Source organism: Spirosoma aerolatum (assembly GCF_002056795.1).
Lineage (GTDB): Bacteria > Bacteroidota > Bacteroidia > Cytophagales > Spirosomataceae > Spirosoma > Spirosoma aerolatum.
The window spans coordinates 3,800,123-3,815,402 of the sequence record NZ_CP020104.1 but is presented as its reverse complement, the minus strand read 5'-3'; the positions used below and the strand labels follow the sequence as shown (position 1 = coordinate 3,815,402).

Annotated in this window: 16 protein-coding genes and 1 other RNA gene; 6 read left to right on the top strand and 11 right to left on the bottom strand. The window is 47.0% G+C overall.

The genetic code is table 11. The features are described 5' to 3' along the window. The first annotated feature begins 33 nt into the window (after nt 1-33). On the top strand, nt 34-375 hold the full coding sequence (locus B5M13_RS15360) for a hypothetical protein (RefSeq protein ID WP_080056515.1): 342 nt from the start codon (nt 34-36) through the stop codon (nt 373-375). Between the two features lie 230 nt (nt 376-605). On the opposite strand, the gene dnaK is transcribed toward B5M13_RS15360, so the two are convergent. The 6 genes from dnaK to B5M13_RS15330 form a co-directional block, all read right to left on the bottom strand. Next, a complete protein-coding gene (gene dnaK / locus B5M13_RS15355) occupies nt 606-2,531 on the bottom strand; it encodes a molecular chaperone DnaK (protein ID WP_080056514.1) in 1,926 nt (641 codons plus the stop codon). 186 nt (nt 2,532-2,717) lie between these two features. Beyond that, nucleotides 2,718-3,620: a class I SAM-dependent methyltransferase gene (locus tag B5M13_RS15350; protein ID WP_245860023.1), complete on the bottom strand. Its 903-nt coding sequence runs from the start codon at nt 3,618-3,620 to the stop codon at nt 2,718-2,720. A 164-nt stretch (nt 3,621-3,784) separates the two neighbouring features. Continuing rightward, a complete protein-coding gene (gene hemF / locus B5M13_RS15345) occupies nt 3,785-4,702 on the bottom strand; it encodes an oxygen-dependent coproporphyrinogen oxidase (RefSeq protein ID WP_080056513.1) in 918 nt (305 codons plus the stop codon). Between the two features lie 49 nt (nt 4,703-4,751). Beyond that, on the bottom strand, nt 4,752-5,378 hold the full coding sequence (locus tag B5M13_RS15340; protein WP_080056512.1) for an AlbA family DNA-binding domain-containing protein: 627 nt from the start codon (nt 5,376-5,378) through the stop codon (nt 4,752-4,754). Nucleotides 5,379-5,634: 256 nt separating this feature from the next. Continuing rightward, nucleotides 5,635-6,117 (bottom strand): hypothetical protein, encoded by a 483-nt coding sequence (locus B5M13_RS15335; RefSeq protein ID WP_080056511.1) that lies wholly within the window; start codon nt 6,115-6,117, stop codon nt 5,635-5,637. A gap of 460 nt (nt 6,118-6,577) precedes the next feature. Beyond that, on the bottom strand, nt 6,578-7,816 hold the full coding sequence (locus tag B5M13_RS15330) for a hypothetical protein (RefSeq protein WP_080056510.1): 1,239 nt from the start codon (nt 7,814-7,816) through the stop codon (nt 6,578-6,580). Between the two features lie 512 nt (nt 7,817-8,328). Here B5M13_RS15330 and B5M13_RS15325 point away from each other — a divergent pair. Then, entirely contained in the window at nt 8,329-8,868 is a 540-nt protein-coding gene (locus B5M13_RS15325) for a hypothetical protein (RefSeq protein WP_080056509.1), read from the top strand. Between the two features lie 105 nt (nt 8,869-8,973). Next, nucleotides 8,974-9,495 (top strand): hypothetical protein, encoded by a 522-nt coding sequence (locus B5M13_RS15320; RefSeq protein ID WP_080056508.1) that lies wholly within the window; start codon nt 8,974-8,976, stop codon nt 9,493-9,495. 387 nt (nt 9,496-9,882) lie between these two features. Here the strand turns inward: B5M13_RS15320 and B5M13_RS15315 are convergent, their stop codons facing one another. After that, entirely contained in the window at nt 9,883-10,725 is an 843-nt protein-coding gene (locus B5M13_RS15315) for a hypothetical protein (protein ID WP_155297255.1), read from the bottom strand. 60 nt (nt 10,726-10,785) lie between these two features. Between B5M13_RS15315 and B5M13_RS15310 the strand changes: the two genes are divergently transcribed. Both B5M13_RS15310 and B5M13_RS33440 read left to right on the top strand, forming a co-directional pair. Beyond that, on the top strand, nt 10,786-11,289 hold the full coding sequence (locus tag B5M13_RS15310) for a hypothetical protein (RefSeq protein WP_080056506.1): 504 nt from the start codon (nt 10,786-10,788) through the stop codon (nt 11,287-11,289). Nucleotides 11,290-11,347: 58 nt separating this feature from the next. Next, nucleotides 11,348-11,626 carry a hypothetical protein gene (locus B5M13_RS33440; protein ID WP_155297254.1) on the top strand — a complete coding sequence of 93 codons (279 nt, stop codon included), beginning with the start codon at nt 11,348-11,350 and terminating at the stop codon, nt 11,624-11,626. Nucleotides 11,627-11,813: 187 nt separating this feature from the next. Here B5M13_RS33440 and ssrA read toward each other — a convergent pair. Further along, nucleotides 11,814-12,188: a transfer-messenger RNA gene (gene ssrA / locus B5M13_RS15300) on the bottom strand. A 262-nt stretch (nt 12,189-12,450) separates the two neighbouring features. On the opposite strand from ssrA, the gene B5M13_RS15295 reads away from it, so the two are divergent. Then, nucleotides 12,451-13,092 (top strand): hypothetical protein, encoded by a 642-nt coding sequence (locus B5M13_RS15295; RefSeq protein WP_080056504.1) that lies wholly within the window; start codon nt 12,451-12,453, stop codon nt 13,090-13,092. Nucleotides 13,093-13,175: 83 nt separating this feature from the next. On the opposite strand, the gene B5M13_RS15290 is transcribed toward B5M13_RS15295, so the two are convergent. The 3 genes from B5M13_RS15290 to B5M13_RS15280 all read right to left on the bottom strand — a co-directional run bounded on the left by B5M13_RS15290 (nt 13,176) and on the right by B5M13_RS15280 (nt 15,236). Beyond that, nucleotides 13,176-14,156, bottom strand: a complete 981-nt coding sequence (locus B5M13_RS15290) for an alpha/beta hydrolase family protein (protein WP_080056503.1) — start codon at nt 14,154-14,156, stop codon at nt 13,176-13,178. An 83-nt stretch (nt 14,157-14,239) separates the two neighbouring features. After that, nucleotides 14,240-14,902: an SdpI family protein gene (locus B5M13_RS15285; RefSeq protein WP_080056502.1), complete on the bottom strand. Its 663-nt coding sequence runs from the start codon at nt 14,900-14,902 to the stop codon at nt 14,240-14,242. A gap of 40 nt (nt 14,903-14,942) precedes the next feature. Beyond that, complete coding sequence (locus tag B5M13_RS15280; RefSeq protein WP_080056501.1) at nt 14,943-15,236, bottom strand: autorepressor SdpR family transcription factor; 294 nt, start codon at nt 15,234-15,236, stop codon at nt 14,943-14,945. Nucleotides 15,237-15,280 lie beyond the last annotated feature (44 nt).

Sequence of the window (15,280 nt, the reverse complement as noted above, 5' to 3'; positions counted from 1 at the left end):
ACTGCCAGTAGGGACATTTTCTACTCTAATCCAATGAAAGTAACAGGAATTTTCATGGCTGTTTGCTTCACCATACTGCAGGCACAACAGACCCAGGCCCAGTCTACTACGGGTGGGCGGAGTGGCGGCTCAACGGCCTCAACAGGTACAGGTTATGAAACCAGTGGCCGACGACCAGCCGAAACCAGCGCTGCCAGTATGACGGTAGCCGACGAAGGATCGCAACGAGGGTATCTATTTATCCCACCGACTCCAAAACCAAACCGGGCTGCATCACCGGATGGCACCCAGCCCACGAAATCGCTCAACCGGAAAGCCGCCACTACCGACACGCTCCCGGCTCGACGAAAATCAACTACAGGGCAGCAACGCTAATTAACCATTCATCCCAAAACGGGGTATAACCGGATCCGGTAGCTGGCTCCGTGCTATACCCCGTTTTATTTAGTTGCCACCTTTTTTTGTGGATAGCTAGCTGTCAATTGTATTAATCGACAGCTAGCTATCCACAAAAAAGTCCCTTCCAGAGGTGGAAGGGACTTTTAAAAATTAGATTGATCAGGAAAGTCTGATAAACCCTGCCGGGCCGCCGGAGCGGTTCAGACTTACTTCACTTCTTCGTACGGAACGTCGGAGACATTGTCACCGGCAGGTTCGCCCTGACTGGCTCCATTTCCGTTTCCTCCGAAGCCAGCTCCATCGGCTGGGTTCGCCCCTGCCCCATTGGTCGCATTGTACAGTTCCTGCGAAGCGGTCGACCAGGCAGCGTTCAGACCTTCAATGGCGCTGTCGATAGCGGCAGCATCGCGCGAACCGTGTGCCGTACGCAGCGTGGTCAAGGCCGCTTCGATGGCTGACTTATTTCCCTCCGACAGTTTATCGCCGTATTCTTTCAGTTGCTTCTCGGTCTGGAAGATCATCGAATCCGCCTGGTTGACTTTCTCGATTTTTTCCCGTTCGGCTTTATCAGCAGCCTCGTTGGCTTTAGCTTCTTCACGCATCCGGTTGATTTCGGTTTCGGTCAGACCGCTCGATGCTTCAATCCGGATTTTCTGTTCTTTACCCGTACCTTTATCCTTAGCTGTTACGTGCAGGATACCGTTGGCGTCGACGTCGAAGGTTACTTCGATCTGTGGCACACCTCGAGGAGCGGGTGGAATATCGGACAGGATAAACCGACCTAACTGACGGTTCTGAGCCGCCATTGGCCGTTCGCCCTGCAACACGTTGATCTCTACACTCGGCTGATTGTCCGAAGCCGTCGAATAGGTTTCCGTTTTCTTGGTCGGAATAGTCGTGTTAGCGTCGATCATCTTAGTGAATACACCACCCATGGTTTCGATACCCAGCGACAGTGGAATCACGTCGAGCAGCAGTACATCTTTCACCTCACCAGTCAACACACCACCCTGAATCGCTGCGCCAATGGCAACAGCTTCGTCGGGGTTAACGGCTTTCGACGGTTTCTTGCCGAACAGTTTTTCAACTTCTTCCTGCACTTTCGGAATCCGGGTCGAACCACCAACCAGAATCACTTCGTCGATCTGACCAGCCGACATACCGGCATTTTTCAGCGCGCGACGGCAAGGTTCCAGGCTCCGCTGAATCAGCGAATCGGCCAGTTGCTCGAATTTAGAACGGCTCAGCGAACGCACCAGGTGCTTGGGAATCCCATTCACCGGCATGATATACGGCAGGTTGATTTCCGTAGCATTCGAGCTCGACAGTTCAATTTTCGCTTTTTCGGCCGCTTCTTTCAGCCGTTGCAGCGCCATTGGGTCCTGACGCAGATCGATACCTTCGTCCTTCTTGAACTCATCGGCCAGCCAGTCGATAATCACCTGGTCGAAATCATCGCCACCGAGGTGCGTATCGCCATCCGTCGATTTTACTTCGAAAACACCATCACCAAGCTCCAGAATCGAAATATCGAACGTACCGCCACCGAGGTCGAATACGGCGATCTTCTGATCATGGTTCGTCTTGTCCAGCCCATAGGCCAGCGCAGCCGCAGTTGGCTCGTTGATGATCCGTTTTACATCCAGACCCGCAATCTGACCCGCTTCTTTCGTGGCCTGGCGCTCGGCATCGTTGAAGTACGCAGGCACCGTAATAACGGCTTCGGTTACGGTTTGACCCAGGTAATCTTCAGCCGTCTGCTTCATTTTTTGCAGAATCAGCGCCGAAATTTCCTGAGGTGTATATTGACGGTCACCAATTTTAACCCGTGGGGTGCTGTTGGGGCCGCTCTGTACATCGTACGATACGTTTTTAACTTCGTTTGATACTTCGCTAAAGCGTTTCCCCATGAAGCGCTTAATCGAAGAAATTGTATTTTTCGGGTTGGTGATGGCCTGGCGTTTGGCGGGAGCGCCTACTTTGCGTTCGCCGTTGCCGTTGTCCATAAATGCAACGACCGAGGGGGTTGTCCGGGCTCCTTCGGAGTTGGGGATTACAACCGGCTCGTTACCTTCCATCACGGCCACGCACGAGTTCGTGGTGCCTAAGTCAATACCAATAATTTTTCCCATAACTGGATTTAGTTTCTTTAGAAAGCTGTGTAATAACTGACAGACATGACCTATCTATCAATACAAATGCCAGCCGGGAAAAATGTTTGAATTGCTGTCAGATTGGCAGATTAAACTGCTACCGGGGGCCAGAATGTCGCTTCCGTATCAAGTCCGTCGATAAATCGTGGCAGACCGTCAGTGTTTTCATTTCGTCCCCTGGATAATCAATGTACCGAACGGAACAGCCAGGGGTCCCTCCCCATATTGCGCCCGTAAACGAGCCGATATTTCTTCTTTGATCTGAGCAATGGTGGCCGGACTGGCCTGTTTGAGCGCATTGACCACCGGAGCGGCTATTTCGGTTTTATTTCCCCAGTATTCGTCCACATCCTGATAGGTAACCACCCCGACAACGGGTGTTTCCGTAACCTCTTTAAGCCCGGCCTCCTCAAAAAATCCAGCGATCAACCCCGGTTTTGCACAGCGAAACATACCGGGCATACCCGCAGGCGGAGGTGGTAGCTGTAAGGCCCGGTTGATGATGCCCATCAGGAGACTGATCCAGGGGTTCTGCTCGGGGGCACCCCATACCGAGGTAGCAACGCGACCGCCCGGTTTGAGTATACGCGCCATTTCGCGGGCAGCCAGTGCCATATCCGGGAAAAACATAAACCCCATTCGGCAACTCACAGCGTCAAAACTGGCGTCATCAAAAGGCAGGCTACTTACATCGGCCCACTGGGTCTGGTAATTCGACAGGCCCATAGCCTGCGCTTTCTCCTGGGCGGTGGTGAGCATCTCTTCTGCCAGATCCGTACCAATTACCCTGCCTTTCGATACAATGGATGCGATGGTCAGCCCAGGCTCTCCGGTTCCGGTGGCAATGTCGAGTACTGAATCGGTGGGCTTGAGCGCCAACGCGTCGACAATAGCATCACCCATGGGTTTGAGGAACTGCATGGTGAACTCATCCCATTTTTTCCATCCTGGCGCAAACTGATTCCATAACGCTCGCTGCTGATTTCGAATTCCTTCTTCAACCGTTTGCATACCCTTATCTGTTTCGTGAAGAGCAAAGCTAACCAACTGACCATTAGCCTCATCCATTAATCTTAGTAAGTGGCAATCCGATTCCGGGACGTTTATTTGTAAACCGATTCGAAGGGCACAAAAAAACGCCGGCCCCATCGGAACCGGCATTTTCGAACCATGTAATAAAGCTTTTTCACCTATACGCAGATGCCTGTTCAGCCGTTGCGTATCTACCTAACTTATCGGCCAATCCAGTCAATGTCTTTTTTCAGCCGACTTAGGGTTTGCTGTTCAGCGCTATCCGGCTCGGGTTGATAATCATAAACCCAGTTGGCCTGGGGCGGCATACTCATTAATATCGATTCGGTTCGTCCATTGGTTTCCAGTCCAAATTTTGTTCCCCGGTCCCAAACCAGATTAAACTCAACATACCGCCCCCGACGAAGCAACTGCCAGTTTTTCTCCCGTTCGCTAAATGGAAGGTTCCGATTCTGCGCCATGAAATGCGTATAAATTGGCGCAAAGACATTACCCACATCCTGAACAAAGGCAAACAAAGCTGCTTTATGAGCCTCGTCGGATGGTTTCAGATAGTCGAAGAAAATACCGCCAATGCCCCGAGTTTCCTGCCGATGGGGGATGTAAAAATAATTATCGGCCCAGGATTTAAATTGAGCATAATAGGCCGGATCATGTCGGTCGCAAACCGTTTTTAAGGTATGATGAAACCATTTTGCATCCTCGTCAACCACGTAGTGCGGAGTCAGATCAATCCCACCGCCAAACCAGTTTTGGCCGGTACTCATTTCAAAATACCGCACGTTCATATGAATGATGGGCACCATCGGGTTGCGGGGATGCAGGACGATGGATACTCCTGTGGCAAAAAAATTGGCGGGCTCCGTCAGATTGAGTGTTTTCAGGGTTGCGGCCGTTGCTTCGCCCTGTACGGCTGAAAAGCCAACGCCCCCTTTTTCAATCACACCCCCATCACTCAGCACCCGCGAGCGCCCTCCCCCACCACCGGGCCTCTCCCAGGCATCTTCCCGGAATCGGCCCGACCCATCGGCTGTTTCCAGCGCCTGACAGATCCGGTCCTGAAGTTCCATGAAGAAATGGGCGATCGTTTCTTTGGTAATCACACTAGCTGTTGTCATATTGGCAAAGTTCGCAAAGACCAGCGTATCGGTGGATAGGTTGGCTAAATTATTCGCCCAGTTTCAACACATACCGAACCGGCCTCGATTTATCCACCAGTAATACAACGCCCCTGTCGGCCAGTTGCCGTAGTAATTTACCAGCCCGATAAGCCGAGATATTAACAAGTTTAGCAAAACGGTCGGCTGTTATATGGTCGTTCTTTCGTAAATATTGGTGTAGCGTTCGTACGGTCGGCGACTGGAGCAATTCAGCATCAGCTGGACCGCTAACCTGAATCAATTTACTGGTCGGAACCGATTTATCTTTTGCCCGTACATAAATAGTTCTTTTTGTTTTATCCTGAATCACATAATGCGGCTTTTCATTACTTTCCAAAACAGTAACAATGAGCACGATACGTCCATCAGGAGCCAGCGTTTTATAACTAACGGTCAATGCAGGTTCAATGAGCCGGTCGGTAGCTTCTTCAAGGGTGGTAATTTCCCGAAATTCAGATGACACACCGATTATTCTGCCATCATCCGCCACGCCAATTAATAACGTTCCTCCGCCACTATTTGCAAATGCAGCCAGCGTCCGGGCAATGCGGGCCGCCGAAGAGAGTTGCCGTTTAAATTCCAATCGACTATGTTCTCCCTGCCGAATAAGATCATCAAGTTCATTGCGGGTCATACCTCAAAAACGCACGAGTTAGCAGCTTGTTTTCTTTAAACCAGATATCAACAAATAGCTACCAGAACTGATGACATTCCGTTGGTTATACCGCAAAAATACAGCACCTGTTCTACTTTTTTTGACTAGTAACTTGTCACTATGTAGCTATTTTCGGGATTGACCCGTTAATAAAAAAGCGGACGATGTGTCCGCTTTTTTATTCCTGTATAGGTTGCCAGATAATGTAGTCTATACAGGTTATTTATACTAGTTATTATTCGGCAATTGGATTTTGACGCTTCCGGCCACGGGGTTTTCCGGTATATTCAGGCTTTGGGTTCTGATTAGCCAGTTTCAATTCGTACCCAGTCACACCTTCTTCATAATCAAAAGATTTCACCGTAAACGTATACTTCGTATCTCCGAAATCGATTCCCCCTCTTTGAAGAATAAAAGGTAGAGACAGGCTATAACTTTTGGCCGCTTTTTCCAGGGTAAACGCTTCTTCGTCTTCACTGGCACCGGGTATTAGGTAAAGTGATTTGATTTTTCGTTTCCCATCCTGCGTACCCACTTTAAAGCGATTATTCTCCGTATCGATCCCTAATTGAACTGCGGATTTATTCGGAAAAACAACCTTACCGGCTGGTGAAATATATCCCGTAATCGGTGCTGATTTAACAGCACTCTTCTTTTTTGTTTTTTTAGCCTCGCTATTCTCGTCGAGCGAGAAGAATCGAATTTGTTTAGCTTTCATTCGATAATCTATTTATTGTCTTCGTATAGTCTGCTCGCAAATATAGTGAGTCTATTTGCGAAAAAACCAAATTCATTTCAGAAGAATTTTTATTCGAACGTCAAAACGCAACTTTTGTAACAGTTCTTCCTTAAAAAGAAGCTACATTAAAATCAATTGATGGCAAAGCGATTCTGACAATTTATAAACTACGGAATGTATAGCATGCCTTTTACTGATGATCTAAAAAATTAGACACTATTTATCCGGCATCGTTCACTCACATGCAGTATTTTTTATATATCGAGGTAACTTTTATGGCTAAAGATCCGTCGATTTGATAAAAAAGAATAGTTGAAGCGATGTCTTCCTTTCCTGCGTAAGTAATTCGGCCAATTACTCAATAAGTAAGCCTGGCTATGGTTTACCGAAAAAGTCAGTTAAACCATAGGCCAGGCTTACTTATTGGGATGTAAAAATCTTATTTATAGCCAAATAGCAACGGAAATATAAAGGTTACGACACCCGCCCAAATACAGTAGAGAGGCAGGTAGGAGGCAATGGAAACACCTACGTCGGCTAACGATTTCTTCGTTGATAGTACCCTGAAAAGTTGCGCCGATACTAATACAAGATTAATTAGGATCAGTACATTTCCTCCCAATACGGCAGCCCGATTGGCCGTAATGCCCCAGGCTGAAATACGGAATAATATAGCTGATAATGCGATTCCATTCACAACTATTGTTACCATAGAAAGTAGCAGAAGTATCCAGACTTCAGGTCGGCTTTTCGTTGACGATTCGGCAATAGAAAAGAATATAATCGCCATAACCCCGAGTAACAGACCATTAAAAATCAACAGAAACTCACGGTCGTTATAAGGATTTTTACCCGAATTAATGATTGCTGCCAGGTAAATAACCAGCATAACTAAGACCAGGGGGCTGAACAGTTTGGCAATCACCGGCGAAACTTTACCAACCAATTGGGGATTGGTCTGGGTAAGATAGGTTCCTAAAATAGGGGCAATAGGCAGACCAAAAACGACCACGTTTTCGAAATAAAATTTTTGAATAGACAGACCAATTAGTTCAAAAAGCCCAATAGTTATACCTGTCATAATCCCACCTGCCATTAGAATGAGCGCGGTCATTACAATAAGATCACCGTTATATTTTAAATAGCGGAGCCGCTTCTCATTGGCATTACGCCAGTCGCCCACAAAAGCTAACCCGAGTATCGACCAAAGGTATAGGAGTATATGGAGACACGACAACATCAGGGTATCGCTCTTTTTTACATCAGGGAAGGTATTGATAAATACCAGGCCGATTAGCGTTAAAACTGCCAATACGCCTGTTTTCCGCATCGGCAATGAATTTTTCCAGGCAAAGTAGACCATCAACGCAGGGAAAACGATGAACCCAACATTTCTGGAATAAAAAAACGTCTGGTCGATTGATACGAATGCAGGGAGCTTTGCCAGCATACCGGCGACCAGCGATAGTAGCATGAGAACGACTAACTCCCGGTTTGTCCCCCAGTTGATCTCATCGGTTTCGTAATGCAATCGTGCCTGCCAGAAATCGGCAAGTGTATTGCCTTTTAATTCCGGGTACAGTTGATCAAAATCCTGTTTAAAGGCAACCTTATTGGCCCGGTACAATTTTTCGAGTTGCGTGGGCTCATTCAAATGAGTCCGTATATCATTTTTCACGTTCGGTTTGGTTTATTGGTAGCTATAAAATTAACACAACAAAAAGAACTTTGTATTGCAAAGTTATAATTAGAAAATAAACTTACAAGCCAATCTTTTTTATATACGGAGGCCTACCAGAGCGATTTCGAACAACAAGTTTCTTTTCCAGCTTTGCTGAAAAACACTAGCGGCTTATCTGGCCCGCGAAGGCTGGCAGGTAGCATTGATCGAACAGTCGGCTCTGATGTATGGCGGCACCTGCATTAATATCGCCTGCCTCCCTACCAAATCACTGGGGCATAGCGCCGAAACAGGAGTGCCTTATTTGGTTCAATAGAAATGCCAAAGGCCGTCAGACAGGCACCGACTTGGCCATGCAGCAAAGCCATTTGAGATTATTAATCATAAACGATTCTATTGATTGGATGATCTTGCATCTTTCCCTAAAACGGGCGCTTAATAAAACAGTATTTTGACTGACGTTTCATACTTTGGCTAATATATTACAGATCATATAACCGTATTCCACCATGATTTTGAAAGTAGCAATAGCCGTTTCGGTAGCGCTCTGCTCAGCCTGTTCAAGCTCCTATCCTGTCAAAGCTTCCCTGGAGCGATCCACTTGGTTTGCCTCGGGTACGCCTACGACTAAAAAAGATTTATGCTCACAGGAGCGATTTAATTTGTTTCTCAAAACAGATTTACCTTATCCGGGATCAGCTAGAACGCGTTCTAAAAAAGTGACAGGTTGTAAAGGCGATTGCGCGCCTACCCAAATCCTGACCTTCACCGATATACCGCTCAAACAGGGATATTATGATCTGTCAAAGCCTGACCTTTGTTCTTTTGAAAAGGTAGGCGCTCAGGGGAAATATGTCGTGTTGGGGACTTCTGGAATGGCTACACAAGCATACCAAAAAGCGACTGGTTGGATTGAGATTACCCAATATGATCAAGGCACTGGTCTTTTGGAAGGCAAGTTCGATTTGAGCTTACTGGATAGTACTGGACGAGTGACACCTGTCCATCTGAGTAAAGGAAAAATAAAGGTACTGGTAAAAAGAAATTGACTCAACTTTACATAAAACAAAGCAAGAAAAGCCCAATCACGTTAAATTAGCTCTTACTTTGTTACCAGTGATAACATTATTTCCACATTTTTCAACCAGCTAATTATGAGATACTTACCAATCCTTCTTTGCTTTTGCTTACCTTTAATTGGAATAGCTCAGAAGCGAATTGAAAAAGCCCCCTTTAGATCACGTAATACCATCTATTTAGAGGGGTTAGGGGCGGGCGGGTTTTACTCTCTTAATTACGAACGGCTTTTGCTCATAACAGAAAAGCAGGCGTATGGTTTTCGAGTAGGCACCTCCTATTTTGGAAATATCCCAGGCAATCTAGTCCTAATTGGTGAGCTGTTCACTTTGGTAGGAAAAGGCAATCACCACGGTGATTTTGGGATTGGATTAACGGGGGTTACTAAGAATACTATTGAACCCTCCTTAGTGGGTTCAAGGAATTACTTTTTACTGGCCATCCCTCGGCTAAGTTATCGCTATCAAAAGCCAACGGGAGGTTTAATGGTGCGTGCTGGTTTTACTCCTCTAATTGATTTAAGTTCAATTAGAGTTCCGATTATTACTACCGCTGGATTCCAGCCTTGGCTGGGCCTTTCTATAGGCCATAGCTTCTAAGCAGATTAGTACTTTTACCAGAAAGGATGAACTGCTTGAATAAACTAATTCTTCCTAAGTTTCCTTAACATATTTCTAGTGGCTGTTGCAAAAATCGAAACTGTGCCGATTAATTAGATCATCTCACCAATCATTGTAGTAGACAAAACAAGTGATAACAAGACGTTATTGGTGTATGTAATGAAACTTGCTCCAGGTGGCCCTGTTGTTGATCCACGGAATGACCCCCGTTTGTTAAACCGTCTCAAACAGGATAATAAGTTGAAATAGCTAATGATGAGTTTCTATTATATGCTACGTTTAATAGAACAGGCCTAGTAATAGCCCTAAATTACTGTAGACTAGACATTTGCATATTTCTAAGACATAGCCTTATCTACCGGCCTTCTACTTGGTAGATCGATCATACTCTTTGAGTATATAGATGAGTGTGTCTTCTGTCAGGGGACTAGAATCCACCTGTTTCGCCAGAATAGGGTCAAGCCCTTTTAACGCTTTGGTGATCGATTTTACTGTCAACGCCACCAGTTGAGGCTCACCGCCCTTTGTCAATATGAATAGCTCCTGGGAAGCAACATACTGGCCGTTAAACATATCATCATAAGCGGTCTTGACACCATACGAATTACGATCCAATAACATAAACCGTTTACGGTATCGTCTTAACAATGTAGTTGTTCCGCTGTAAAGTACCTGAAAGTAGGTGAGTTGATTACCTACTACTCCTTTTAGAGGGGCACTAACAAACCGCTCCCCTTCAACTATAAACTCATCAGGCAGAGCGGTAATAGCCGCTGACGAATCAGTAGACCGATATTGAATTTGATTCAGAACAAGATTGTAGGCTATCTGACCGGGACGTTGCTGCTGATCTCTATAGATTAGTGCTCCAGGGTGCCAAACGTGATCACCTAGAAAAGGGCTTCCCAGATAAGTTTGTATTTGATTACCATCTGGGTCGATCAACTTATAAGTAGTAACAACTCGGCCTTTTAAATCGGTGGATATGGTACCTAAGCCTATTTGAGCTTTAGCTTGAGTAAAAATGGTACAGCTAAACGCTAAAAAACAAATCACTTTAATTGTCATGGTGTATAAAAGACGATTACTCTCTTTTGTTGTATAAGTGCCGTGGCTGTTGCAAAAGTCGGAACAACCGCGAACTTGCTCGATAAACAGCCAACTTTTAGCGAATGAATGATCCGGTTCGAAGCCACGAATCAGGGTCATTTGACTTCATCCAGACTTTTGCAACAGCCACTGCCATTATGATAACTTGAATTTCAAGATATGAAAAAGCTAATTATTCTACTGGGCTTATCATGCTTGCTTAAAACAGGACAAGCCCAGAATCCTATTATCGCCGATTCATTACAATTACAGCGAGCTAGCATTCAAGATACCTTCCTGCTACGAGTCATTCCCGAATATATTCAGTTTCGACTCACCAAAACCCCTGAATCATTTTTTGCCAAGCTTGGGGTTATCAACGTGATTATTCCACGAGTTCGCTCAAGTAACGCCATCAGTTATCGGATACGGACAGAATATGATAACTACTACCTGCTAAATCTGTGGAAAAATAACCCACCCTTATTCTATACCCAAATCAACGGACGTTACATCGTAGTCTGTGATGAATGGACGGGGCAGCTAACGCCAATCTCTTCGAGCAGTAAACAGAGAGCCATTGCTGAATTTGGGAAAGCTGGTTGGCTCAACCTGATTAGCGATCCTGTTGATGGTGTGTTTGAAACGCACTCTGCTATTTACACCTGGCGGCCTAAAAACTGAATCCTACTTAAAAAAAGGTCTTTATGGCTCGTTCCACAAGGTTACCTGCCTGATGGACATGGAATGGTTTGACGTGGCCATATTGCCCCAGTTGGGCATCAGTGTTGCCCTCGAAAACAACAAACCCCACCAGGCGAAAGGGGGCAGTTCAGCCCCAGTCTGGCGGCAAACCAACGGTAGTCGTTCCCGACAGGACCCAGAACGCCACGCCCGATGGCGATCTCATAACCTGGGGAGATGGCAACGATTTCCCCAGCGCAATACACAGCTTTACCGCAAAGACCCCATTATTCCCACCCCACTCGGCAAAGTGTCCTCGATGCTGGTTGGCCCGTAGACGACAGCCCATTGCTTCGACAGATCGTCATTCATAGGTTTAGACAGTTTGGGCTCTTTCCAGGGAAATTCACCCAACTGAAAATCCCCAATCTTGGCTTTACCCAATTCGTTTTGACACGATTTTGCCATACAGAAATTTACATACAGAAAAAGGCCCATAACTCAATGAATTACAGGCCTTTATTGGGTGGAGACGGAGGGATTTGAACCCTCGTCCAGTCAAGGAAACCGACGCGCTTTCTACATGCTTAGGTACCCTTAAGATTGTCGGGAATCGGCCCGGTGTGTACCAAACCAAACCTCATCCGTAGGTGCTTGTTTCTCATTCGGCCGTTAACACCATAAACCGAGCCAGCGCTGCGTTTCGATGCCTCCTGATCCAGCCGGCAGCACGTAGGCCGGGGAGACAATGGCTATTGTTTAATCCTCCGGATTAAGCAGCCATGGCGTAGTTATACTCGCCAGTTATTGTTTTGACGATTTGTTCGGGTCGGGAAATTCCGCCAACTCCCGGCATGCTTACACGCGACCTCAGCAAGCTGTCAATTCCGGTCGTCCCCAAATCGACTCCCTGATGGGCGTGTAGTAGGTAACCAATAAAACCAGCAGTTAGTTCGTCGCTACTTCCATCAATTCGCCCTATACTATTCGTCAGATTTGTGGCATCGTCTGAGTGACTCAGGCTCAGGCTTTTTCTGGTTTCCCACTCAATCAGATCTATTGCTTTTATTCATATTTTTCGGCGAATTTTACCAACAAAAGTCAGTTTGATCCGTTATCGGGTTAGGCTTTTACCCGAATCGATAAGCCTGTCTGTCAATCATGACAATCACGTCGTTTGAAACGAACCTATACCAGCACCTGGCCCCCTTCTTTTCGGACCATGCGTATGCCTTACTGACTGAAAAAAAACAGTTCCGACGGGTCACCAGCAATGGCTTCCAGAACATTATTTTAACCTCAGTCTTTTACCCGGACGATACTACGCTGGAAGTCAACTTTGGGTGTCGCCATGAACAGGTTGAACAGATTGCCCAGCAATTTTTGAACAATCAACCCGACCTTCGGCCAGACGCCAATACCCTCATTCTGTCCATGAGCCGATTCGTTGGCTTTCAGAAGGCCCGGTATAAAATCCATTCGGAAGCCGACCTTTCGCAGGTTTGTTCGCAGATCGAGGATTTTTTCAGTGCCCAGGGGTTCGACTTTCTGGCTACAGCGGCTTCTCTCCCAACTCTGGACCGGCTGCTGAACGAGTACCTTGATGAACCCTGTCGGTACGTCTACAATCAGACCCACCGCTGTTACAAGGGCTTGATTGCCGCCCGCCTGAATCACAACCCGAACTTCGACGATCTGGTCGATTACTATCGGCATTTGCTTATTCACCAGACGCAGAACCCATACGAGCAGATGCACTTCGAACGCCTGATTGCCTATCTGCAACACTATTCGGCTAATTAATAGGCATTGTTCACCCGTGGTGGTCACGTTTAGCCATGAGTGGTCATCCGATGGTGTCGATTCTGGACGCCGGTAGTTTAGTCTTACTTCTTCCGATTGATAAATTGAGCCAGGGCCGTCGCAAAACCGGGTGTAATGGGTAAGGAGGGCTCATTGTAGGTTTTAAAATTTTCCATTTTATCCGTTCCCGCAACGTTTTTCAGCACATGGTTCATCTGATCAAAGTAGACAAGCTGGGCATCAGGTCGGGCGGATTTCAGACGTTCGGCATCTGTAACAGCTACCTGAAGGTCTTTTTTTCCCTGCACGATCAGCACGGGCCCCTGAAATGCTTTCAGCACCTGCGCCGGATCGTATTGCATCCAGGAAATCAGCCCAGGCTGTGATTTCGGCGATAGCTGGGCTCTCAGAATCGGATGTTTCGGGTGAATCGTATGCCCGGCCCGCAATGAATCCAGTGCCCCATCGACCTCAGCCTGTAATTCCTTCGGATTACCGGCCATTCGGCCCTGTTCTTTCATCACCTCAGCAATGTTTCGCCCTGCCCCTGCTATGGATATAAATCCGGCCACTTTGGCTTCCTCGGCCGCCAACATACCCACTAGCGAGCCTTCCGAATGTCCTGCCACAAACACCTTCGAAAAGCGCTTGTCGGCTTGTAGCTGTCGAACAAACCCGACGGCATCGCTGATATAAAAATCGAATCGGTGCTCTTCCGACTTTATGGCCGCTGCCGCTGCTTTCAGATTCGTACCCGAGCCCCGTTTGTCGTAACGGGCTACAGCTATGCCCTTCTGTACAAGGCTGTCGGCCAGCATTTTAAACGCATTTGATTTCAGCCCGTATACACTGTTGCAATCCCGGTCAGTTGGTCCCGAACCTGCAATCAGCAAAACAACAGGAAACGGTTTTTTAGCCTGATCAGGCAAGGTGAGCGTTCCCTCAAGCGTCAGATCAGCCCCGGCGGGTACCTGGATTTTATACTGTAATGGCTCTTCGGTTTGCGCCAATGCGTTCCATGCAAAGCCCAGCAGGCAATAGATTATAATGAAAAACCGATTCATACGTGTAAATAGCAATATGATGAATGAAAAATGAAGGATATCCGACTAAGTAGCGACCCGATTACGAGCCGTTAATGGACGGCTTAGTTTAACTGATGCTTTTTCTCCTGACGGTAATAGATATACGAATACACGACGGGGATGAATGAAACCAGTAAAATAATACCCATAATGACCCAGAGTCCATACGGCATCGGTACGACCAGTGCCAATACCGCACTTAACAAGCCACCCACGACCATCAGCCGACCAGCCATGCGGTGTGTTTTCCGCCAGACCGTCTCACTATCGAGTGTCCAGGGGGTGCGAATGCCCACAAACCAGTTTGGTTTTACGGTGGTGATATAATTGCCGATGCCTGCCAGCATAATGCCCAATATGGCAAATAATGGAATCAGTACCGATTGCTGCGCTACGTTGTGCTGGGCCGTGTACCAGATCCAGCCAACGATGGAGGCAAAGGCCAGCACCACCACAAACCGGAGTTTTTCATAGTTTGTGGTTTGCAAGCGCCCTTTGGGGTCAATGCTGGGTAGAAAACGGAGGGTAAGATACAAAACCAGCGATACAGCCCCCATCACGACCGCTGCCGTCTCCTTCGGCATTGAATCGTTGGGATTACCAGCAAAATCATAATGGGTAATGATCTGGGCCGGAAGCTGATTCCAGATGATGGCCAGATAGATGAAAGGAGCCAGCAGAGTTCCGATCATCAGCAGTTCGGTAGACGTGGAGGTTGTTTTCATGGTTAATAATGATGTTAAACGACATTGGTTATCAATCGATTCAGGGGGTATTTTTGAGGGGTATTTTCTCTGCCTCGGGTGCTTTCTGAAAACTAAGCAACCAGGCCAGCAATTCGTCCATTACCGTCGTGTTCAGGGAGTAGTTCACAAACTGGCCCTGCTTGGTGGCTTCCACCAACCCGGCCTGCCGCAGCAAATCGAGGTGGTGCGAGATACTGGGCTTCGTCATATCGAACCGCTCGGCAATGTCACCAGCGTTCAGGTCGCCCTCGCGCAACAGGTCTAGTATTTGCCGGCGAGTTGGGTCATTTAAGGCTTTGAAAAGGGTATTCATCAGCAGGCAATTAAATTATTAGACAAATATCTAATTAATCATTT